The following is a 20,053-nucleotide window of genomic DNA, read 5'->3' as shown; positions in this document are numbered from 1 at the left end:
GCGCCAATGAAAGTTGTCTACGAAGCCGCCAACCTGATCGACGCCCACCTGGTCCGGCACGCGCTGGAAGCCGAGGAGATCCCCGTGTTCCTGAAGGGCGAGGCCCTGCTGGGGGGCATGGGCGAGCTGCCGCTGTTCGGCACCATCCTGGTGTGCGTGCCGGACGTGGTCTGGCCCGAGGCCAGCGACATCGTCGCCGCTTTGCCGCTGAACCAGCCGCCGGAACCCGTGGACGAAGAAGCGCCGGAGCTGCCCCCGGGCTGGCTGCCGGCCTGAGCGGATCAAACGGCGGCTGGCTGGTCAGCCTTGAGCCCCCGCCCGGCGCACGGTCGGGCTGAAGCCCTGTCTCGGACCGCTCGGGTATTGTGGCCGGCCCGGTCCTGACCCCTGCGCCATGTCTTCCTTCGAATCCCTGATCCGCTCCGTGCCCGACTTTCCCAAGCCAGGCGTGGTGTTCCGCGACATCACCCCACTGCTGGCCGATGCCGGCGGTTTCGCGCGTTGCATCGACGCGTTGGCCGAGCCGTGGCAGGGCAGCCAGGTGCAGGCGGTGTGCGGCATCGAGTCGCGGGGATTCATCTTCGGGGCGGCGCTGGCGCAGAAGCTGCACGCCGGCTTCGTGCCGCTGCGCAAGCCGGGCAAGCTGCCGCCGCCCTTGGTCGAGGTCGACTACCAGCTCGAGTACGGTATCGACCGGCTGCAGGCGCGCAGCGACGCGCTCAAGCCAGGCGAACGCACGCTGATCGTCGACGACGTCCTGGCCACCGGGGGAACGCTGGCGGCCGCGCGTGAACTTGTCGGACGTCTCGGTGCCGAACTGGTTGGGGCAAGCGTGCTGATCGAGCTGGATGCTTTGCAGGGCCGGACGAGGTGGCCCGGCGGCTTACGGCTGCATTCGCTGCTGCACTACTGAGCGTCGACGGCGGGCCAAGGCCCGTCCAAAGTTGCTATTGCCGCTCGATGGAGCAGACGTAGATCACTTCGCACGCGCCCGCACCGCTGTCTTCGCGTGTGGTGGAACTGCGCCAGCGCCAGCCGTCACCAGCCTCGGCTTCGACCAGCCAACCGTCGATGCGCACGCGATCGTCCTTGCGCACGCGGCGCAGTGCCTCGGCCGCGGCCTCGTTAGCCGGAATCAGGTGCATGTTGGCGCTGGAGCGCACGATTTCCGGCGGCGGCAGTGGCGGCTGGTCCGCCCAGCGGTAGCTGTAGAAACGGCCGCCCTGGGAGATGTCCAGGCGCGAGAGCACGTCGTCGTCGCGCATGCGGCCCCAGCCCAGCGCCAGGTCGGTGGGGGAAAGGTCGGCCTCGCGGCCGACGCTGTAGTCCTCGCGCGACAGCACGCGCGCTTCGACGCTGAAACCTGCCAGCGGTTTCAGCGTTGCCGCCTGCAGGCGGAATGGCGCCAGCGAGGCCGGCACATCCGTCTGTCGTGGCGAATCACCTGGACTGACAAGCGGTGGCAATCGGCATTCGATCGATGTGCCGGCAACATGGGCAGGCACAGGCGCCGCACGCGGCGATGACGGCGAGAACCACCAGCCGATCACACCGATGACCATGCCCAGCGCAAGCCAGGCGCGCAGACTCATGCGCGCGCCTCGCGCGGGAGTACTGGCTTGGGCGGCTGCAGCAGCTGCGCCGGCAGCTTGCGAAACTCATTGGCCAGCTGCATGAGGAAATCCCCCATCGCCGAGCTGCGCCGCCAGACCATGCCGATCTGCCGGTGCGGCGCATCGCCGCGGAAGCTCAGCAGGTGCAGGTCGGGCGAGGCCGGCACGGGCGGCTGCACCGCCAATACCGGCAGTAACGTGATGCCGACGCCGGCGGCGACCATCTGCCGCAGCGTCTCAAGACTGGTGGCGCGGAAGCCGTCGCGCTCGTCGGCGCCGGACATGCGGCATACGTCGAGCGCCTGGTCGCGCAGGCAATGTCCTTCCTCAAGCAGCAGCAGGTGCTGGTCGTCCAGTTCGTGCAGGTCGAGGCTGTCCTGACCGGCCATCGGATGCTGCTGAGGAACCGCCAGCAGGAAGGGTTCGTCGAATAGCGGCTCCACGTGCAGCTGGTCGTCGTGGATCGGCAAGGCGAGCAGTCCGGCATCCAGTCGCCCGTCGCGCAGGCGCGAGAGGATCTGATCGGTCTTCTCCTCCACCAGCAGCAGTTCCAGTCGCGGGAAGCGCTGGCGCAGGCTGGGCACGACGTGCGGAAGCAGGTAGGGGCCGAGCGTCGGGAACAGGCCCAGGCGCACGGTGCCTGCTTCCGGATCCTGGCTGCGGCGCGCGATCTCTCCCATCTGTTCGACTTCGCCGATCACCTTGCGCGCGCGCTCGGCGATCTCGCGCCCGACTGGCGTCAGCATCACCCGCCGCGGCGCGCGCTCGACGAGGGAGACACCGAGTTCGTCCTCGAGCTTCTTGATCTGGGTCGACAGCGTCGGCTGGCTGACGAAGCTGGCCGCAGCGGCGCGACCGAAATGCTTGTGGTCAGCCAGGGCCACCAGGTATTTGAGGTCGCGCAGGTTCAAGGGGTTTCTCCACGCGGTGGTCGCACCGGCCGGAAGGCCCTGATCGCGGCCCTTGCGATCGATCTTAAACGAGCTTGAGGGTTTGCGAGCGCCCCTCACCCCAGCCCTCTCCCGCACGCGGGAGAGGGGGGCAAGAGCGCACTTCGCGGAAGACTCACGGATCCCAACCAGTTCCCGCCTCGGGAATCGAGCCTCTCCACCGAGCGCGAGAGGTTGGTGAGGGCGCGCCTCCGGCTCAGGCCATCTCCACCGCAGCGACTTCGACCGGTGCGCTGGTGCGGATCAGGTGATCGAACGCACTCAGCGCCGCCTTGCTGCCTTCGCCCATCGCGATGACGATCTGCTTGTACGGCACTGTCGTGACATCGCCGGCCGCGAACACGCCCGGCACCGACGTGCGGCCGTAGTGGTCGACCTCGATCTCGCCGCGCGGCGACAGCGCCAAGGTGCCCTTCAACCATTCGGAGTTGGGCAGCAGGCCGATCTGCACGAACACGCCTTCCAGTTCGACGCGATGCGAGTCGCCGCCGATGCGGTCCCGGTAGACCAGCGCGGTGACCTTCTGGCCGTCGCCAATCACTTCGGTGGTCTGGCCGCTGGTGACCACGGTGACGTTGTCCAGGCTGCGCAGCTTGCGCTGCAGCACGTCGTCGGCGCGCAGCTGGCTGTCGAACTCGATCAGCGTGACGTGGCTGACGATGCCGGTCAGATCGATCGCTGCCTCCACGCCGGAGTTGCCGCCGCCGATCACTGCCACGCGCTTGCCCTTGAACAGCGGGCCGTCGCAGTGCGGGCAGTAGGCCACACCCTTGTTGCGGAATTGGTCCTCGCCCGGCACGTTCATCTGCCGCCAGCGTGCGCCGGTGGAGATCACCACGGAGCGCGACTTCAGCGACGCGCCGTTGGCCAGTTGCACTTCGATCAGGCCGCCGGGCTCGCTGGCCGGGATCAGCTTCTGCGCGCGCTGCAGGTTCATGATGTCCACGTCGTAGTGGCGCACGTGCTGCTCCAGCGCCGTGGCCATCTTCGGACCTTCGGTGTGTTCGACCGAGATGAAGTTCTCGATGGCCATCGTGTCGAGCACCTGGCCGCCGAAGCGTTCGGCGGCGATGCCGGTGCGGATGCCCTTGCGCGCGGCGTAGATCGCCGCCGCCGCGCCGGCGGGCCCTCCGCCGATCACGAGCACGTCGAACGCGGACTTGGCCTTGATCTTCCCGGCTTCGCGATCGGCGGCGCCGGTGTCGAGCCGGGCAACGATCTGCTCCAGGCTCATGCGGCCGGAGTCGAACAGCTCGCCGTTGAGGTACACGGTCGGCACCGCCATCACTTGGCGTGCCTCGACCTCGTCCTGGAACAGCGCGCCGTCGATGGCGACATGCTGGATGTTGGGGTTGAGCACGCTCATCAGGTTCAGCGCCTGCACCACGTCCGGGCAGTTCTGGCACGACAGCGAGAAATACGTCTCAAAGCGCAGCACGCCGTCGGGGCCGGAGCCCTGCAGGTTGCGCACCTGTTCGATCACGTCCTGGCTGGCCTTGGACGGATGGCCGCCGACCTGCAGCAGCGCCAGCACCAGCGAGGTGAACTCATGGCCCATCGGAATGCCGGCGAAGCGCACGCTCACGTCGGCGCCGACGCGGTTGATCGCGAACGACGGCTTGCGCGCGTCGTCGTCGGCGCGGATGTAGCCGATCTTGCCGGACAGCGAGGCGATGTCCTTCAGCAGCGCTTCGAGTTCGCGCGACTTGTCGCCATTGTCGAGCGAGGCGACCAGTTCGATCGGCTGCGTGACCTTTTCGAGGTAGGCCTTCAACTGGTTCCTGAGATCGGCATCCAACATGGCGACGGCTCCAATGGCTTGTCTTGGGGTGAACGCCGCGAGCGCCCGGGCCGGGAGGGGGAGAGAGAAGCCCGGGCGTCGCGACATTCGTTGAAGGGGCGGGACCTGGCGGACGGCCAGGTCCCGGGCGGTGGCGCGATTCCGCACACCGCGATGCTCGTCGGAGCGATGAGCGGCGCTACGCCGCTCGGGCACTACTTAGATCTTGCCGACCAGGTCCAGCGACGGCTTGAGGGTCTTCTCGCCTTCCTGCCACTTGGCCGGGCACACCTCGCCCGGATGGGCGGCGACGTACTGGGCGGCCTTGACCTTGCGCAGCAGTTCAGCGGCGTCGCGGCCGATGCCGCCGGCACTGATCTCGACGCTCTGGATCTTGCCGTTGGGGTCGATCACGAAGGTGCCACGGTCGGCCAGGCCGGCTTCCTCGATCATCACTTCGAAGTTGCGGGTGATGTTGCCGGTCGGATCGCCGACCAGCGGGTACTGGATCTTCTTGATCGTGTCGGAGGTGTCGTGCCAGGCCTTGTGGGTGAAGTGGGTGTCGGTCGACACGCCGTAGATCTCCACGCCCAGCTTCTCGAATGCGGCGTAATTGTCGGCCAAGTCGCCCAGTTCGGTCGGGCAGACGAAAGTGAAGTCGGCCGGGTAGAAGAACACCACCGACCACTTGCCCTTCAGGCTGTCCTGCGTGACTTCGATGAACTCGCCATTGTGGTAGGCGGTGGCCTTGAACGGCTTGACTTCGGTGTTGATCAACGACATCGGGTGGTCCTTTATAGGAGGGGTGGGTAAAAACGTTGCGCAAGGTTAGAAGCTGCGCATTCATCGATCAAGTTGATTGATAGTATCGCTGCGATAGTCAATGCCTATTTAATTGGGCCTGTCGGGTGTTCAAACAAGCCTGGCCCAAGAAACCGAGCCGCCAATCGCTAGGATGGCGCCCCCGCGCGAGGCCACCGGGACAAGGTGAGATGGAACGGATCGACGCTGTACTGAGGAATGCCCGTCCCCGGCTAGGTCCCGGCGAGGCGGAGCTGTTGCTGGCGCACGCGCTGCAACGTCCGCGTACCTGGCTGTTCGCGCATGCCGACGACCCGATCCCCGAGGACGCCGCCGGCCGCTTCGCCGCGCTGGTCGAGCGGCGCGAGGCGGGCGAGCCGGTCGCTTATCTCACCGGGCGACGGGGTTTCTGGCGCTTCGACCTGCGTGTCACGCAGGCGACGCTGATTCCCCGTCCCGAAACCGAGCGGCTGGTCGAACTGGCGCTGGAACGGATTCCGTCGGATGCCGACATAACCTTGGCCGACCTGGGCACCGGTAGCGGCGCCATCGCATTGGCGTTGGCCAGCGAGCGCCCGCGCGCGCGCATGGTCGCCACCGACGCGAGCGCCGAGGCGCTCGCCGTGGCCGAAAGCAATGCCGCCGAAATCGGGCTGCGCAACGTCGAGTTTCGCCTGGGCGACTGGCTGGCGCCGTTGAAGGGCGAGCGCTTCGCGTTGATCGCCAGCAACCCGCCCTACATCGCTCGGGATGATGCCCATCTCGGACAAGGCGACCTGCGCCATGAGCCTCTCAGTGCATTGGCCTCAGGCATCGATGGACTCGATGCGATCCGGATCATCGCCCGCGATGCGCTCGCCCACCTTCACCCCGGCGGTTGGCTGCTGCTGGAGCACGGCTGGGAGCAGGGCGAGGCGGTGCGCGGGATTCTGGATGCCGCCGGATGGCTGGAAGTGGCGACGCACGGTGATCTGGAAGACCGCGATCGCGTGACACTGGGTCGCGCGCCGGAATAAGCCGTTTTCGACCGGCCACATGATCGAAGTTCTTTACCGCGCGACGACGTTGCGCCTTTAGACTTTCCCGCTTATCCCCCCGAGGCCCCGCGATGCGCACGCTCTATCCCGAGATCGAACCCTTCGACACCGGCACGTTGAAGGTGGACGATCGCCACACGCTGTACTACGAGCAGTGCGGCAATCCGCAAGGCAAGCCGGTGGTGATCCTGCACGGCGGACCGGGTGGCGGATGCAGCCCGAAGATGCGTCGTTTCCACGATCCGGCCAAGTACCGCATCGTGTTGTTCGACCAGCGCGGCAGCGGTCGCTCCACGCCGCACGCCGACCTCGTCGACAACACCACCTGGGATCTGGTCGCCGATATCGAGACGCTGCGCACGAAGCTCGGCATCGAGCGCTGGCAGGTGTTCGGCGGCTCCTGGGGCTCCACGCTGGCGCTGGCCTATGCACAGAAGCACCCGGAGCATGTCGCCGAACTGGTGTTGCGCGGCATCTTCATGCTGCGCCGCTGGGAGCTGGAGTGGTTCTACCAGGAAGGCGCGAACCGCCTGTTCCCCGACGCCTGGGAGCACTACATCAACGCGATCCCGCCGGACGAACGCCACGACCTGATCGACGCGTTCCATCGCCGCCTGGTGTCCGACGACGAAGCCACGCAACTGGCCGCGGCCAAGGCCTGGAGCGTGTGGGAAGGCGCGACCAGCTTCCTGCACATCGATCCGGAATTCGCCGCCAGTCATGAGGATCCGTACTTCGCCCTCGCGTTCGCCCGCATCGAGAACCATTACTTCGTCAACGGCGGCTTCTTCGAAGTCGAAGACCAACTGCTGCGTGATGCCCCCCGCATCGCTGACATCCCCGGCGTGATCGTGCACGGTCGCTATGACGTGGTCTGTCCGGTGCAGAACGCGTGGGATCTGAAGAAGGCGTGGCCCAAGGGTGAGCTGGTCATCACCCCGGCTTCGGGGCACTCGGCGTTCGAGCCGGAGAACATCGACGCGCTGATAAGTGCGACCGACCGTTTCGCCTGATCTCCCGGTTTTGCCCCTCTCCCGCTCGCGGGAGAGGGTTGGGTGAGGCAGGCTGCATACGTATTCAAGCCGCCGACGCCAGGGCCGCCACGCACAATCGATCGCACAAGGCACCGGCATGCAGCCGGCGCCCACCTTGGGAGGGGTGCGATGAGCATGGTGACCGAGTTCGAGCAACAGCAGCACGCGACGTCGCGTGTGGTGTTCATTTCGTTGGCGGCCGCGATGGGCGGCTTCCTGTTCGGCTTCGATACCGCCGTGATCAACGGCGCGGTCGATGCGGTGCGCGGCAGCTTCAGCCTGGATGCGGCGCGGATCGGCTTCGCGGTGTCGGTCGCATTGCTGGGTTCGGCCCTGGGCGCCTGGTATGCCGGGCCCCTGGCCGATCGCTGGGGCCGTGTGCGGGCGATGCAGGTCGCGGCGACCGTGCTGGCGGTCAGCGCGATCGGCTCCGGTCTGGTGGTGGGCGTGTGGGACCTGATGCTGTGGCGCCTGATCGGCGGCATCGGCGTCGGCGTGGCGTCGGTCATCGCGCCGGCCTACATCGCCGAAATCTCTCCCGCGCACGTGCGCGGCCGGCTGGGTTCATTGCAGCAATTGGCGATCGTGCTCGGCATCTTCATGGCGCTGCTCAGCGATGCCTGGCTGGCCGGCGTGGCCGGCGGCGCGGCCAAATCGCTGTGGCTGGGCCTGGAGGCCTGGCGCTGGATGTTCCTGGTCGCCACGATCCCGGCACTGATCTACGGAGCGCTGGTGTTCGGCATGCCCGAGTCGCCGCGCCACCTGGTGGCGAAGGGCCGGCTGGAAGAAGCAGGCAACGTGCTGCGCCAGGTGCTGGGCCTGCGCAGTGACGTCGCCGTGGAGCAGAAGGTCAATGACATCGCCCACAGCCTGCGCAGCGAGTACCAGCCGAAGCTGCGCGACCTGCGTGGTCCGCGCGGCCTGCTGCCGGTGGTGTGGGTCGGCATCCTGCTGTCGGTGTTCCAGCAGGCGGTCGGCATCAACGTCATCTTCTACTACTCCTCGACGCTGTGGCACTCGGTCGGCTTCAGCGAGGCGGACTCTTTCACCATCACCGTGGTGACCTCGGTGGTGAACGTGCTGGTCACGCTGCTGGCGATCGCGTTGGTCGACAAGGTCGGCCGCAAACCATTGCTGGCCATCGGTTCGGCCGGCATGACGGTGACGCTGGGCCTGATGGCGCTGTGTTTCTCGAAGGCCACCGGCAGCGGCGCGGCGCTGACCATGCCTGAACCCTGGGGTATGGTGGCTCTCGTTGCGGCCAATGCGTACGTGGTCTTCTTCGGCCTGAGCTGGGGTCCGATGGTGTGGGTGCTGCTGGGCGAGATGTTCCCCAACCGCATCCGCGCGATCGCGCTGGCGGTGGCGGCCTCGGCGCAGTGGCTGGCCAACTTCGCAATCACCAGCAGCTTCCCGTCGTTGGCCGAGATCGGCCTGACGTTCGCCTATGGCCTGTACGCGACGTTTGCGTTGCTGTCGCTGGGCTTCGTCCTGTACGCGGTGCGGGAGACCAAAGGGGTCGAGCTGGAAGACATGACGGACTGACCGCGATCTGGCGAAGCTGTCGCAGCCTGATGCAAATGTCCTCGGCGCCGATGCCAGCGGCGCCGAGGTCAATCGTGCTTTCTGACGCGCTCAACAGCATCCAGCCAACCGCGATATAACTCCGCCTGTTTTTGGGCGTCCATGTTGGGGGAGAAGGATCGCTCGCAGCGCCATAGCGATTCGATATCGTTGAGATTGCGGAACACGCCCTGCTTCAGGCCGGCGAGGTAGGCCGCCCCGAGCGCGGTGGTTTCCGTGACCTGCGGACGGTCGACGGTCACGCCGAGCACGTTGGCCAGCGCCTGCGCCATCCAGTTGTTGTTGACCATGCCGCCGTCGATTCGCAGTGTTGCGGTGGGGCTGGTGCCGTCGGCAGTCATTGCCTCCAGCAGGTCGCGGGTCTGGAAGCACGCCGATTGAAGACCCGCCGCGACGATTTCGGCGATGCCGGTCTCGCGGGTCAGGCCGAATATTGCACCGCGCGCCTTGGGGTCCCAGTACGGGGCGCCAAGACCGGTGAAGGCAGGGACGAGGTACACGCCACAACTTTCGCCTGCCTGGCCTGCGAGGGCCTCGGTTTCGCCGGCGTGATGGATCAGCTTCAGTCCATCGCGAAGCCACTGGATGGCTGCGCCTGCGACAAAGATGCTTCCTTCGAGTGCGTAGGTGGTCTGGCCATTCAACCGATAGCCCACGGTGGTGATCAGGCGGTTGCTGGAGCGGATGGGTGTCGAACCGGTATTCATCATGACGAAGCAGCCGGTTCCGTAGGTGCTCTTGGCCATTCCCGGATGAAAGCAAGCCTGGCCGATCATGGCGGCCTGTTGGTCGCCTGCCACGCCGTTGATCGGTATCGCGCCGCCAAGCAACTGCGGTTGGGTCGTTCCGAAGTCCGCAGCGGAATCGAGCACTTCCGGAAGGAGCGAGGCTGGGATGTCGAACAGTGAAAGCAGCTCTGGATCCCAGCGCTGCGTGTGGATGTTGAACAACAGCGTCCTGGATGCGTTGGTTGCATCGGTGCGATGCACCTTGCCGCCTGTCAGGCGCCAAAGCAGGAAGCTGTCGACGGTTCCAAAGCGCAGCTTGCCTTGCTCCGCACGTTGGCGCGCGCCTGGAACGTTCTGCAGCAACCAGTGCAGCTTGGTGGCCGAGAAGTATGGGTCGAGCAGCAATCCGGATTTACTGACGATTGCGGGTTCGTATCCCGCGAACTTCAGTTGGGTGCAGTAGTCGGCTGTCCGGCGGTCTTGCCACACGATCGCGCGATGCAGCAGGTCGCCGCTGTCGGCATCCCAGAGCAGTGTCGTCTCGCGCTGGTTGGTGATGCCGATGGCAAGGATGTCCCCGGCGCCGACGCCAGCGGCGGAAATCGCATTCCTGCACGCATCGACCGTACTCGACCAGATCTCCTCGCCATCCTGCTCGACCCAGCCATCATCAGGAAAATACTGACGGATCTCGCGCTGCGAAGAGGCCATTATCTGGCCAGCCGTGTCGAACACGATGGCCCGGGTACTGGTGGTTCCATTGTCGATGGCAAGCAGGAATCCGGGCATTGATCGATGGCCTTTTGGCGTTGACCACTGGTCCCGCGGATAGGAACTTGCTTCGCAATATAGCCGACCGGTTGCCGAAGTCTCACAACGCGTCGTGTCGAGCGGAAGCGTGGCTTATGTGCCGGGAGGAGTCATAGCTTGCCTGTTGGGTCGCCTGGCTTCCTTGCGCGGCGGTGATCGATGGGAACACGATCCGATCGTCGCCATGGCGACGCATCACCTCCGGGCGCGCCGGTGGTTGTTCTGGTACGTGTGCGGCTGGACGCGAAGCCTCAATCGGCCTTCGAACCGTCCGGGTTGTGCTCGATCATCCACAGCCCGGCCCAGAGCTTGAGATCCAGCTCGAAGCCCTCGCGCTGTTTCTGCATCAGCCAGGCCGGGGCCTGCGCGCGCGGGACTGCGTGGACGATGATGTCCTCGTTGTCCACGCCGCCACCTTCGCCGACCTTGGTCAGTTCGCGCGCGCGGACGAAGGCGATGCGCTCGTTGCTCATGCCGGCGGAGGTCGGGCCGATCAGCAGCATTTCGACGCGTCCGGCCGACCAGCCCGTCTCTTCTATCAGCTCGCGGCGGGCAGCCGCCTCGGGCGTGTCGCCGGCGTGGTCGTCACCGACCAGGCCCGCCGGCATTTCGATGGTGCGCGCGCCCAGCGGGATGCGGTACTGCTCGACGAACAGTACGTCGTCATCCGGCGTCACGGCGATGACGATCACGGCCATGCCGTCGCCGTGGGTGCGCTCGACGTATTCCCAGCGCCCGCGCCGGATCATGCGCAGCCAAGGACCGTCGTAGAGCATTTCCATCGTTTCGTCGGCGTGGTGATTCATTTGGACTGGCAATCCGATTTGAAGAAGCGTTCCGATCCTACGACGAAGTGATGACGCCGCGAATTAATGCGGCCTGCTCATCCGGGCAGGGCGATGCCGGCGGCCTCATGCAGCCGCCGGCGCGTCATCGGGCCGAAGCGCAGCGACTCGCACAGCGTGGCCAGGCTGGCGCCATCGGCGGTGCCGCGAACGAAGCGGCTCGAGGCCTGGTCCAGCGGCGCGTCCAGTGCGATGGTGGTCAGCTGCCGGCAGAGCAGGGCCTGATCGCGGTGCTGGCGCAGCTTGGCGGCCGCGCTGGCGGCGCCGCGCAGGCGCAGGAACGGCACTTCCTCGACCCGCGCCAGCAGCGCGTCCAGCGTGCCGAAATGGCCTAGCAGGGCGGCTGCCGTCTTGGCGCCGATGCCGGGCACGCCGGGAATGTTGTCGATCGCATCGCCGGTCAGCGCCAGGTAGTCGGCGATCTGGCGCGCCTCCACGCCGTGACGCTCGGGCACGCCCGAAGCCCCCCAGCGCTGGCCGCGGGCGTAGTCCCATTGCTCGTCGTGATCGCCCAGCAGTTGCGACAGGTCCTTGTCGGCCGAAACGATGACCGACCGGAATCCCTGCGGGCGCGTGGCGTGGACCGCGCTGCCGATCAGGTCGTCGGCCTCGTACTGGCTGTGCGCCAGCACGCTCAGGCCGAGCGCGCGGCACAGTGTTCGACAATGCACGAACTGGCGCTTGAGCTCTTCCGGCGCCGATTCGCGGTTGGCCTTGTAGGCCGGGTAGATGGCATTGCGGAAGCAACTGTCGAGCGCTTCGTCGAAGGCGATCGCGATGTGTTGCGGTCTGGTACGTTCGAGCAGTTCGAGCAGGAAGCGGGCGAAGCCGTGCACCGCATTGGTGGGCCAGCCCTCCGTGTCGTGGAACTCGTTGGGCATCGAATGCCAGGCGCGAAACACGTAGAGGCTGGCGTCGACCAGGAACAGCGTTTGCGCGGGGCGCACGGTGGGCGGGGTGCCGTCGCTCATGATGCGCTCCATTCGCTCAGCAGTTCGGCGGGATCGGGGCGTTCGCGTTCGGGCGCGTCCAGCTTGGGCGTGCCGATGTGTATGAAGCCGACCACGCGCTCGTGGGGTTGCAGGTTCATCCAGCCGGCCACCTGCGCGTCGTAGGCCAGCCAACCGGTCAGCCAGATCGCGCCGAAGCCCAACGCCTGCGCAGCCTGCAGCAGGGCGAAGCAGACGCACGACGCGCTGGAGAAGCGCTCGGACTCTGGGATCTTCTCGTCGGGGCCGAGCCTGGCGATCACCGCGACCACCAGCGGGGCATGCGAGAAGCGCATGCGGTCTTTCTCGATCACCGCCTCGCTGGCGCCCGGGTCGCGCTGCAGGGCGCGAGCGGCCAGGCGTTCGCCGAAGTCGTGCCGGGCTTGGCCGCGGAAGCTGAGGAAGCGCCAGGGCACGCGCTTGCCATGGTCGGGCACGCGCACGGCCGAGCGCAGCATGCGCATCAAGGTGGCGTCGTCGGGGCCGGGTTCGCCCAGTTGCTTGGGCGGGATCGAGCGGCGTGCATCCAGGTAGGAGAGTGCTTCGTTCACGGAGTTCAGCTGGCGTCCAAAATTTTGGGTGATACTCGTCACAGAATTTTATTTTGCGTACAAAAACTGACCTATCTTGCCACTATGCTGCAGGCGCAGTCGGAAAGCGCTCAAGCGCGTCACTCATGGGGACATTGACAGTGTCAGGCTTACCGCTCGGCGCCATTCACGCCACGCGCACCGAACCGTTGCGCGTCCTTGAAGAGATTAAGCGACTCGCCGTCGAGCAGCTCGGCGCGATCCCGAGCGGTCTGTACACCCCCATCGAGCATGCGCTCAACGAGTCGGCCATCCGCGCCGGCATCCCGGGCGCGCGCCGCACCGAGCTGGCCTCATTGTTGACGCTGCGCCAGCATAGCGCCACCTACGTCATGCGTTTCCGCCAGCAGGTGGCGCAGGGCTTCGACGACTTCCGCGCCCTGCGCATCCGCCATCGCGGCGACCTGCCGATGGGGCTGGTGGCCGAGAACCAGCTGGAGTTCCATCTGTCCGGCCAGCGCCTGGCCGAGGCGATCGGGCAGCGCTACTCCAAACCATTGGAAATGATGGAGGGACGCCTGGAGGCCCTGGCCACCGCACTGGACGTGCCGGCCAGTTCCAATCCGATCGGTGCAGGCCGCCTGGCCGGCGCCTTCATCGAAACCTATCGGGACGCGGAGCTGACCGAATCGCTGCGGCCCATGGTGTTCCGCCAGTACGAGCAGGAATTGGCCCGCGTTCTGGGCGACCTGTATGGCCGCGTCAACACGCTGCTGGCCACGGCCGGCTACGGCATCGCCGCACCTCGCGTGAAGCCGGCGCTAGCGCCGCAGGCCGAGCGCGTCCCGGCGCCGGCTCCCGGTGGTACGGGTTACGGTGAGGGCAGTGCTTCCGATGCCGACATCCTGGCCGAGTTCGACCAGTTGCGCGACATGCTGCACGTCTGGCGCGAAGGCCTGATCCAGGGTGAGCCGCTCAACGCCGAGCATGCCCCGCAGCGCACGCTGCCGCCGCGGCGCGAGCTGCGCGTGGACGAGGTGCTCAGCGTCGCCTCGCTGCTGCAGTCCGAACCGCCGGACGTCTTTGCCCGCGCGCTGGCGGGTACCGGCATGCTGGGCAACGCGATCCGCGACCACCTCAGCGATGGCGCGCGCCGCCTCGGCATCAATCCCGACCAGACCCGCCTCAGCGAGGCCGGAGAGGATGCGATCGACCTGGTGGCGATGCTGTTCGAATCGCTGTTCAACACGCATTCGTTGCTTGACCGCGCGCGTCGGCTGTACGCGCGGCTGGTCCTGCCGTACGTCAAGGTCGCGCTGACCGATCAATCGCTTTTCGCATCGCGCGAGCACCCTGCGCGCCGCCTGCTCGACTCGATTACCGAGGCCTGCGAGGGCAACAGCGCGGCCACGCCGCAGGATCGCGAACTGCTCGAGCGCGCGGCGGCCGTGGCCCAGCGCATCGTGGCCGACTACAACGAGGACATCGCCATCTTCGAGGTGGCCCACGTCGAATTGGACGCGCTGCTGACGCAGCAACGCCGTCGCGTGGAACTGCAGGAAGAGCGCGCCGCCAAGGCAGCCTACGGCCGCGAGCGTCTCGCCGATGCCCGGGGCAAGGCCGATGAGATCGTCAGGCACCGACTGGGCGCGCAGCCGCTGACGCAGTCCGTCGCCGATTTCCTGGCGATGCCATGGCGTCACCACCTGGTACAGACGCTGCTGCGCGAAGGCCAGGAGGCCGAGCGTCACGCCGAAGCGCTGACGCTGGGCGATGCGCTGGTGGTGGTGGACGAGTTCGCCTCGGAGAACCGTGGTCGCCAGGTCGCTGATCGCCTGTTGGTGTTGCAATCGGCCATCGTGCAGTGTCTGGCCAGCTCGGGTCTCGACGACAGCGCGTCCGAGCACGGCTTGGCGGGGCTGGTGCGTTCGCTGGCCTGGCCGGACGCGGCGCGGCGCACGCATGCGCTGGCGCCCGTGCAACCGCCCCACGACGACGAGACGGGCGAAGAGCGCAAGCTGTGGCTGGCCGGTGGAACCGCGACCGTGCCGCACGATCCGGCCGTGGCCGACCGCATGCGTCGCCTGCTGCCTGGCGATTGGGTTCGTATCTCCGATTCCCAGGCTGAGGCGGTCGCCGCCAAGGTCGCCTGGGTCAGCCCGCTGACCTCGCGCCTGCTGCTGGTCAATCGCCGTGGCATCCGCGTGCTGGTGGCCTCCGCCGAGGAGCTGGCCGCGTTGGCGGGCGAGGGGCGCCTGACCGTGAGCGCCGAGCGCACGCCGTTCGACGAAGCCATGAGGGAAGTCCGCCATCAACTGGGGCGCGTCGCCGGGCAGCGCTGAAGCCGCGCATTCGCTAGGATGCGATGAACCGGTCGCGGAGCTGAGCATGGCGGGAATCACCGTGGGAGTGGCGTGCGAGACCGCGCCGGGCGAACGGCGCGTCGCGATGACGCCGGAAACCTGCAAGAAGCTGGTCGCCCGTGGCGCGCGCGTGCTGATGCAGCGCGACGCCGGCCGGCAGGCCGCTTTCAGCGACCAGGCTTACGCCGAGGCCGGCGCCAGCATTGTCGAAGGCGCCCAGGAAGTGCTTTCCGCCGCCGACCTGTTGCTGTGCGTGCAACCGCCCGATGCCGCCGCCTTGCAACGCATGCGCGAAGGCGCGGCGTTGGTGGGGTTGCTGGCGCCGCAAGCCGATGCCGCGCGCGGCGAGGCGATCATGGCGCGCAAGCTGGTGGCCTTCCCGTTGGAGCGTCTGCCGCGCACCACGCGGGCGCAGGCCATGGACGTGCTCAGTTCGCAAGCCGGCATGGCCGGCTACAAGGCCGTACTGATCGCCGCCACGCTGGCGCCGCGTTTCTTCCCGATGTTGACCACGGCGGCCGGCACGATCCGGCCGTCCAAGGTGCTGATCGTCGGTGCCGGCGTGGCCGGCCTGCAGGCCATCGCCACCGCCAAGCGGCTGGGCGCACAGGTCGAGGGCTTCGACGTGCGGCCGGAGACTCGCGAGCAGATCGAATCACTGGGCGGCCGCTTTCTCGACCTGGGTGTCAGTGCGGCCGGTGAGGGCGGCTATGCGCGGCAGCTTACCGAGGAGGAGAGTGCCGAGCAGCAGCGGCGGCTCGGTGAACATCTCAAAGGCATCGACGTCATCGTCTGCACGGCCGCCGTCCCGGGGCGTCCCGCACCCAAGATCATCAGAGCGGCAATGGTGGCCGGGATGAAGCCCGGCAGCGTGATCGTCGACCTGGCCGCGGAGACCGGCGGCAACTGCGAGCTGACGCAGCCGGGCCAGACCATCGAAGCCCACGGCGTCACCGTGGCCGGTCCGCTCAATCTCGCCAGCCAGGGTGCGGTGCATGCCAGCGAGATGTACGCGCGCAACGTGCTCAATTTCGTCAGCCTGCTGCTCGATGAGAAGGCAGCGGAGACGGGTGCGCTGACCTATGACTGGAGCGACGACCTTCTGTCGCGGACGGTCTGGCCGGAACGCGCAACAGCCAGTTGATGTTTTTTTTCCCTTCTCCCGGAAGCGGGAGAAGGGCGCGCAGGGCGGTGGGGGCTGCTTCTGGCACTGACGCTCCGCTTGCCCTCACCCCAACCGCCCTACCGCAGGCGGGAGAGGGCTCCTGATTCCCTTCTCCCGCTGGCGGCGACGGCCTGTCCTCGGAGCGTATTTCTCAACGATCAGTGATGCGCTTCGGCCGGCGCTCGGGTGTCCGGCGGCGCCGGATTGGCCTTCACCCACTCACTGCGCTGCTCCGGCGTCATCTGTCTCCAACGTTCCTTCAGCGCCTGCCGCTCCGCGGGAGGCAGCGTGCGCATCTTTCCGTAGAGAGCGCGCATCTGATCGCGCTGCTCCGGGGTCATGTGCTCCCAGTGCTTCATGCCGCGATGGGCCCGTTCGCGCTGCTCGGGCGTCATCTGCTTCCAGCGCTGCGCGCGATCGAGCATGCGCTGGCGTTGCTCCGGTTCGCTGTTCCAGCGTTCCCGGATCGGAGCGATCAGTTGCTCGCGCTGCGCCGGCGTCAATTGCTCCCAGGCCGGAAGCGCCGCAGGCGTGGGCTGCTCGGCCAGGACCGGCAGCGCCGCGGTCAGCAGGACGAGCAATGCCAGGGCACGAAGCGGGCGGATGGAGGAAGTCGGCAAACGCATGGTCATTGCTCCGCAGCCGGCAGCGCGTCGTCGTTGGACGCCAGCCAGAGGTAAAGATCGGGGTTTTCGTCGAGGGCGGCCACGGCGGTGTCGGCGTCGTAAGTCGCGGACACCTCCGTCAAGGGTGGGGCGTCAGGCTGCGAGGCCGGACGAGGTTGCAACTGCAAGGCAATGGCCAGCGCAAAGACCGCGGCGCAGCCGCTGGCAAGTAGCCAGCCGTAGCGTCGCCGCGATTCGTGCGCGGCAGTCGCGCGGTGCCGGGCGGCGCGCAGTCGGGCGCGCGTGGGGGGCGACACCTGGGCCACGGCCTGCGCATGCAGTTCGTGCATGGCCTGGTCGAAGCGCTCGTCGTCGCCTTGTGGATGGTTGGGGTTCATCGCCAGTCCTCGAGTTGCCGCTGCAGCGCTTCGCGCGCCCGCGACAGGTGTGTCTTCACCGCGCCTTCGCTACATCCCATCGCCCGCGCGGTCGTGGCGACGTCGAGTTCTTCCAGTACGCGCAGGCTGAAGGCCTCGCGTTGCCGGCGTGGCAGTGCGGCCAGCGCGTCGGCGAGCTTGCCGTAGGCTTCGCGGCCGTCGAACGCACGGGCCGGGTCGGGCGCGTCGTCGGCCCAGTCGAGCACGGTGTCGTCGCGCTCGGGCGCCGGCAACAGCCAGCGCAGGCGGAACGTGCGCCGTCGCTGGATGTCGACGATCCGGCTGCGCAGGATGCTCCAGAACAGCGGCGTCCATTCCTCGGCCGGGCGATCGCGGTAGGCCAGCATCTTCATCATCGCGTCCTGCACCGCGTCGAGTGAATCGTCGCGGTTCCGCAGGCCCACTTCGGCGAAGCGGAACGCCCGCGTGCCGAGGTCGGCCAGGAATTGCTCCAGCGAGGCAGGGGTGCGCGCGACCGCCTCCGCAGGGGAGGCGGCGCGGACATGGGCCTGCGCCGCGGTAGCGGCAGGCACGTCGTCGGCTTCGCGGCTCACGGGTCGCAGCATACGGGGGCGGGCTTAATGCCGGCGGTCCCAGTGGCGGTCGAAGCGGTCGCCGCGACGATCCCAGCGTGCGTCGGCGAGGTCGCCGCGACGATCCAGCCGTCGATCGATACCCTCGCCCTTGTAATCCAGGCGGGCGGCCCGGCGATCATGGCCCAGCCCATATTGATAGGTCGCGCGGCGGTCCAGCCGCCGGTCGATGCGGTCGCCCTTGTGATCCAGTCGCGTGTCGATCCGGTCGCCGCGATGGTCGAGGCGGCGGTCCACGCGGTCGCCGCGGTCATCCGCCGACGCGGTGACGGCCACCGACATCAGCGCCATCGCCAGCACCGCCCCCCAAGTCCGCTTCGCTACCGTTCCCTTCGTCGTTTCCATTGCCATCTCCGAAGCTGGCAGGACGACCCTGCGCTGGGGAGAACGCCTGTCACGGCCGCAGGTTGACAGCGCTGGCGCCTGATTCAGGGACGGTTATGATGCAGGCGACATCGAGATGAGGAAGGATGATGGGCGACGGGTTCGTGGCGCTGTACATCTTCATGCTGGCGGGCATCGCCGGCCACGTCATCATTTCGCGGGTGCCGGTGATCCTGCACACGCCGCTTATGTCCGGCTCCAACTTCATCCACGGCATCGTCCTGATCGGCGCGATGGTCGTCCTCGGCCATGCCGACACCACGCTGGAGAAAGCGATCGGCTTCATCGCCGTGCTGCTCGGCGCGGGCAACGCGGCTGGCGGTTACGTGGTCACCGAGCGAATGCTCGAGCTGTTCAAGTCCAGCAAGAAGCCGGCGGCCGGGGGCAAGGCATGAGCGTCCTGGCCTGGATCGCCTCGGTCAGCTATTTCGTCGCCGCCACGCTGTTCCTGCTGGGCCTGCAGCGCATGGCCTCGCCGGTCACCGCGCGCAGCGGCATCCGCTGGGCCGGCATGGGCATGGTGATCGCCACCGTGGCGACATTCCTGTTGCCGGGCCTGCATAACCTGGCGTTGATCGTGCTCGCGCTGGGTATCGGCACGGTGCTGGCGTGGGTGTCCGGCAAGAAGGTCGCCATCACCGACATGCCGCAGATGGTCGCGCTGTACAACGGCATGGGCGGCGGCTCGGCGGCGGCGATCGGCGCGGTCGAGTTGCTGCGGTTCTCCGGCGAAGGGCGCGCGCCTTCGAGCATCTCGCTGGTGCTGGGCGTCATCGGTGCGGCGATCGGTTCGGTCTCGCTGTCCGGCTCGGTGATCGCCTGGGCCAAACTCGACGGCCGCCTCGACAAACGCGTGACCTTCCCAGGCCAGCAACTGTTCAACCTCGTCGTGTTCCTGGCGGTGGTGGTGCTCGGCGGCATCGTCGTGAATTCATTGGGCACCACGGCGATCATTGCCTTCTTCGCGCTCGCCCTGGCGCTCGGCGTGCTGATGACGTTGCCGATCGGCGGCGCCGACATGCCGGTGGTGATCTCGCTGTACAACGCATTGACCGGACTGGCCGTGGCCTTCGAAGGCTACGTGCTCGGCAACGAGGCCCTGATCATCGCCGGCACCATGGTCGGCGCGGCCGGTACGCTGCTGACCCAGTTGATGGCCAAGGCGATGAACCGCCCGATCCGCAACGTGCTGTTCTCCAACTTCGGCGGCGGCGGGCAGGCGCAGGAAATCAGCGGCGCGCAGAAACCCATCGAGGCCGGCGATGTCGCCGCGATGATGGCCTATGCCGAGCGCGTGGTGATCGTGCCCGGTTACGGCATGGCCGTGGCCCAGGCGCAGCACAAGATCTGGGAGTTGACGCAGAAGCTGATCGAGCGCGGGGTGAAGGTGAAGTTCGCCATCCATCCGGTCGCCGGTCGCATGCCAGGGCACATGAACGTGCTGTTGGCCGAGGCGGGCGTGCCCTACGACCTGATCGCCGACATGGACGACATCAACCCCGAGTTCCCGAACACCGACGTGTCGCTGGTGATCGGTGCCAACGACGTGGTCAACCCCGTGGCCAAGACCGATCCGGCATCGCCGATCTACGGCATGCCGATCCTCGACGTGAACCAGTCGCGGAACACCATCGTCATCAAGCGCGGCAAGGGCACCGGCTTTGCTGGTATCGAAAACGCGCTCTTCTACGCCGATAACACCCGCATGCTCTACGGTGACGGCGCGGAAATGGCCAGCGCGCTGGTCAGCGAGCTCAAGGCCCTGGATGGTGGCGGGCACTGAAGCCGCCGGACGAAGATAAAGA

21 protein-coding genes are annotated in these 20,053 nt (G+C 67.2%); 9 read left to right on the top strand and 12 right to left on the bottom strand.

Going from position 1 to position 20,053, the window contains the following annotated elements:
• Positions 1-6: 6 nt before the first annotated feature.
• Together J2X06_RS10505 and J2X06_RS10500 are read left to right on the top strand one after the other, a co-directional pair.
• On the top strand, positions 7-276 hold the full coding sequence (locus J2X06_RS10505) for a DUF2007 domain-containing protein (protein WP_310062007.1): 270 nt from the start codon (positions 7-9) through the stop codon (positions 274-276).
• A 118-nt stretch (positions 277-394) separates the two neighbouring features.
• On the top strand, positions 395-913 hold the full coding sequence (locus J2X06_RS10500; RefSeq protein ID WP_310062004.1) for an adenine phosphoribosyltransferase: 519 nt from the start codon (positions 395-397) through the stop codon (positions 911-913).
• 34 nt (positions 914-947) lie between these two features.
• Here the strand turns inward: J2X06_RS10500 and J2X06_RS10495 are convergent, their stop codons facing one another.
• The 4 genes from J2X06_RS10495 to ahpC form a co-directional block, all read right to left on the bottom strand.
• The gene (locus J2X06_RS10495; RefSeq protein ID WP_310062001.1) at positions 948-1,592 is read right to left on the bottom strand and encodes a hypothetical protein; all 645 of its coding nucleotides are present in this window, start codon (positions 1,590-1,592) and stop codon (positions 948-950) included.
• The gene (locus J2X06_RS10490) at positions 1,589-2,524 is read right to left on the bottom strand and encodes a LysR substrate-binding domain-containing protein (RefSeq protein ID WP_310061998.1); all 936 of its coding nucleotides are present in this window, start codon (positions 2,522-2,524) and stop codon (positions 1,589-1,591) included. The genes J2X06_RS10495 and J2X06_RS10490 overlap by 4 nt, the downstream gene beginning before the upstream one ends.
• A 235-nt stretch (positions 2,525-2,759) precedes the next feature.
• On the bottom strand, positions 2,760-4,364 hold the full coding sequence (gene ahpF / locus J2X06_RS10485) for an alkyl hydroperoxide reductase subunit F (RefSeq protein ID WP_310061995.1): 1,605 nt from the start codon (positions 4,362-4,364) through the stop codon (positions 2,760-2,762).
• A gap of 198 nt (positions 4,365-4,562) precedes the next feature.
• On the bottom strand, positions 4,563-5,126 hold the full coding sequence (ahpC, locus tag J2X06_RS10480) for an alkyl hydroperoxide reductase subunit C (protein ID WP_310061992.1): 564 nt from the start codon (positions 5,124-5,126) through the stop codon (positions 4,563-4,565).
• Positions 5,127-5,335: 209 nt separating this feature from the next.
• Here ahpC and prmC point away from each other — a divergent pair, with 209 nt between their 5' ends.
• From prmC to J2X06_RS10465, 3 genes are all read left to right on the top strand, one after another.
• Entirely contained in the window at positions 5,336-6,160 is an 825-nt protein-coding gene (gene prmC, locus J2X06_RS10475) for a peptide chain release factor N(5)-glutamine methyltransferase (RefSeq protein ID WP_310061989.1), read from the top strand.
• A gap of 92 nt (positions 6,161-6,252) precedes the next feature.
• Positions 6,253-7,194 (top strand): prolyl aminopeptidase, encoded by a 942-nt coding sequence (gene pip / locus J2X06_RS10470; protein ID WP_310061986.1) that lies wholly within the window; start codon positions 6,253-6,255, stop codon positions 7,192-7,194.
• A gap of 150 nt (positions 7,195-7,344) precedes the next feature.
• On the top strand, positions 7,345-8,760 hold the full coding sequence (locus J2X06_RS10465; RefSeq protein ID WP_310061984.1) for a sugar porter family MFS transporter: 1,416 nt from the start codon (positions 7,345-7,347) through the stop codon (positions 8,758-8,760).
• A gap of 68 nt (positions 8,761-8,828) precedes the next feature.
• Here J2X06_RS10465 and glpK read toward each other — a convergent pair whose 3' ends face one another.
• From glpK to J2X06_RS10445, 4 genes are all read right to left on the bottom strand, one after another.
• Positions 8,829-10,316: a glycerol kinase GlpK gene (gene glpK, locus J2X06_RS10460; RefSeq protein WP_310061982.1), complete on the bottom strand. Its 1,488-nt coding sequence runs from the start codon at positions 10,314-10,316 to the stop codon at positions 8,829-8,831.
• A gap of 272 nt (positions 10,317-10,588) precedes the next feature.
• A complete protein-coding gene (locus J2X06_RS10455; protein WP_310061978.1) occupies positions 10,589-11,143 on the bottom strand; it encodes an NUDIX hydrolase in 555 nt (184 codons plus the stop codon).
• Between the two features lie 77 nt (positions 11,144-11,220).
• Positions 11,221-12,153 carry a 5'-3' exonuclease gene (locus J2X06_RS10450; RefSeq protein WP_310061975.1) on the bottom strand — a complete coding sequence of 311 codons (933 nt, stop codon included), beginning with the start codon at positions 12,151-12,153 and terminating at the stop codon, positions 11,221-11,223.
• Positions 12,150-12,722 (bottom strand): nitroreductase family protein, encoded by a 573-nt coding sequence (locus J2X06_RS10445; protein ID WP_430539566.1) that lies wholly within the window; start codon positions 12,720-12,722, stop codon positions 12,150-12,152. Before J2X06_RS10445 ends, J2X06_RS10450 begins: the two co-directional genes overlap by 4 nt.
• Positions 12,723-12,862: 140 nt before the next feature.
• Here J2X06_RS10445 and J2X06_RS10440 point away from each other — a divergent pair, with 140 nt between their 5' ends.
• Positions 12,863-15,043, top strand: coding sequence for a DUF1631 family protein (locus tag J2X06_RS10440; protein ID WP_310061972.1), 2,181 nt, complete (start codon positions 12,863-12,865; stop codon positions 15,041-15,043).
• A 46-nt stretch (positions 15,044-15,089) separates the two neighbouring features.
• Positions 15,090-16,208, top strand: a complete 1,119-nt coding sequence (locus tag J2X06_RS10435; RefSeq protein ID WP_310061969.1) for an NAD(P) transhydrogenase subunit alpha — start codon at positions 15,090-15,092, stop codon at positions 16,206-16,208.
• Positions 16,209-16,387: 179 nt separating this feature from the next.
• Here the strand turns inward: J2X06_RS10435 and J2X06_RS10430 are convergent, their stop codons facing one another.
• The 4 genes from J2X06_RS10430 to J2X06_RS10415 are packed head-to-tail and all read right to left on the bottom strand — an operon-like array spanning position 16,388 to position 18,209.
• Positions 16,388-16,855 carry a DUF3106 domain-containing protein gene (locus tag J2X06_RS10430; protein ID WP_310061967.1) on the bottom strand — a complete coding sequence of 156 codons (468 nt, stop codon included), beginning with the start codon at positions 16,853-16,855 and terminating at the stop codon, positions 16,388-16,390.
• A 2-nt stretch (positions 16,856-16,857) separates the two neighbouring features.
• On the bottom strand, positions 16,858-17,232 hold the full coding sequence (locus J2X06_RS10425) for a hypothetical protein (protein ID WP_310061964.1): 375 nt from the start codon (positions 17,230-17,232) through the stop codon (positions 16,858-16,860).
• The gene (locus J2X06_RS10420) at positions 17,229-17,804 is read right to left on the bottom strand and encodes an RNA polymerase sigma factor (protein WP_430539592.1); all 576 of its coding nucleotides are present in this window, start codon (positions 17,802-17,804) and stop codon (positions 17,229-17,231) included. Before J2X06_RS10420 ends, J2X06_RS10425 begins: the two co-directional genes overlap by 4 nt.
• Positions 17,805-17,849: 45 nt before the next feature.
• Entirely contained in the window at positions 17,850-18,209 is a 360-nt protein-coding gene (locus J2X06_RS10415; RefSeq protein WP_310061958.1) for a hypothetical protein, read from the bottom strand.
• 128 nt (positions 18,210-18,337) lie between these two features.
• Between J2X06_RS10415 and J2X06_RS10410 the strand changes: the two genes are divergently transcribed.
• Together J2X06_RS10410 and J2X06_RS10405 are read left to right on the top strand one after the other, a co-directional pair.
• Positions 18,338-18,643 carry an NAD(P) transhydrogenase subunit alpha gene (locus J2X06_RS10410; RefSeq protein WP_310061956.1) on the top strand — a complete coding sequence of 102 codons (306 nt, stop codon included), beginning with the start codon at positions 18,338-18,340 and terminating at the stop codon, positions 18,641-18,643.
• Complete coding sequence (locus tag J2X06_RS10405) at positions 18,640-20,031, top strand: NAD(P)(+) transhydrogenase (Re/Si-specific) subunit beta (protein WP_310061955.1); 1,392 nt, start codon at positions 18,640-18,642, stop codon at positions 20,029-20,031. The genes J2X06_RS10410 and J2X06_RS10405 overlap by 4 nt, the downstream gene beginning before the upstream one ends.
• Positions 20,032-20,053 lie beyond the last annotated feature (22 nt).

The sequence above is a fragment of the Lysobacter niastensis genome (genome assembly GCF_031457115.1).
Taxonomy (GTDB): Bacteria; Pseudomonadota; Gammaproteobacteria; order Xanthomonadales; family Xanthomonadaceae; genus Lysobacter_J; species Lysobacter_J niastensis_A.
This window is presented reverse-complemented; position numbering and strand designations above follow the sequence as displayed.

Bases quoted from the DNA above. Each gene is read 5' to 3' on its own strand.
- J2X06_RS10505 (WP_310062007.1), top strand. From the start codon at position 7: ATGAAAGTTGTCTACGAAGCCGCCAACCTGATCGACGCCCACCTGGTC.
- J2X06_RS10500 (WP_310062004.1), top strand. From the start codon at position 395: ATGTCTTCCTTCGAATCCCTGATCCGCTCCGTGCCCGACTTTCCCAAG.
- J2X06_RS10495 (WP_310062001.1), bottom strand. From the start codon at position 1,592: ATGAGTCTGCGCGCCTGGCTTGCGCTGGGCATGGTCATCGGTGTGATC.
- ahpF (WP_310061995.1), bottom strand. From the start codon at position 4,364: ATGTTGGATGCCGATCTCAGGAACCAGTTGAAGGCCTACCTCGAAAAG.
- ahpC (WP_310061992.1), bottom strand. From the start codon at position 5,126: ATGTCGTTGATCAACACCGAAGTCAAGCCGTTCAAGGCCACCGCCTAC.
- prmC (WP_310061989.1), top strand. From the start codon at position 5,336: ATGGAACGGATCGACGCTGTACTGAGGAATGCCCGTCCCCGGCTAGGT.
- pip (WP_310061986.1), top strand. From the start codon at position 6,253: ATGCGCACGCTCTATCCCGAGATCGAACCCTTCGACACCGGCACGTTG.
- J2X06_RS10465 (WP_310061984.1), top strand. From the start codon at position 7,345: ATGAGCATGGTGACCGAGTTCGAGCAACAGCAGCACGCGACGTCGCGT.
- glpK (WP_310061982.1), bottom strand. From the start codon at position 10,316: ATGCCCGGATTCCTGCTTGCCATCGACAATGGAACCACCAGTACCCGG.
- J2X06_RS10455 (WP_310061978.1), bottom strand. From the start codon at position 11,143: ATGAATCACCACGCCGACGAAACGATGGAAATGCTCTACGACGGTCCT.
- J2X06_RS10450 (WP_310061975.1), bottom strand. From the start codon at position 12,153: ATGAGCGACGGCACCCCGCCCACCGTGCGCCCCGCGCAAACGCTGTTC.
- J2X06_RS10435 (WP_310061969.1), top strand. From the start codon at position 15,090: ATGGCGGGAATCACCGTGGGAGTGGCGTGCGAGACCGCGCCGGGCGAA.
- J2X06_RS10430 (WP_310061967.1), bottom strand. From the start codon at position 16,855: ATGCGTTTGCCGACTTCCTCCATCCGCCCGCTTCGTGCCCTGGCATTG.
- J2X06_RS10425 (WP_310061964.1), bottom strand. From the start codon at position 17,232: ATGAACCCCAACCATCCACAAGGCGACGACGAGCGCTTCGACCAGGCC.
- J2X06_RS10415 (WP_310061958.1), bottom strand. From the start codon at position 18,209: ATGGAAACGACGAAGGGAACGGTAGCGAAGCGGACTTGGGGGGCGGTG.
- J2X06_RS10410 (WP_310061956.1), top strand. From the start codon at position 18,338: ATGGGCGACGGGTTCGTGGCGCTGTACATCTTCATGCTGGCGGGCATC.
- J2X06_RS10405 (WP_310061955.1), top strand. From the start codon at position 18,640: ATGAGCGTCCTGGCCTGGATCGCCTCGGTCAGCTATTTCGTCGCCGCC.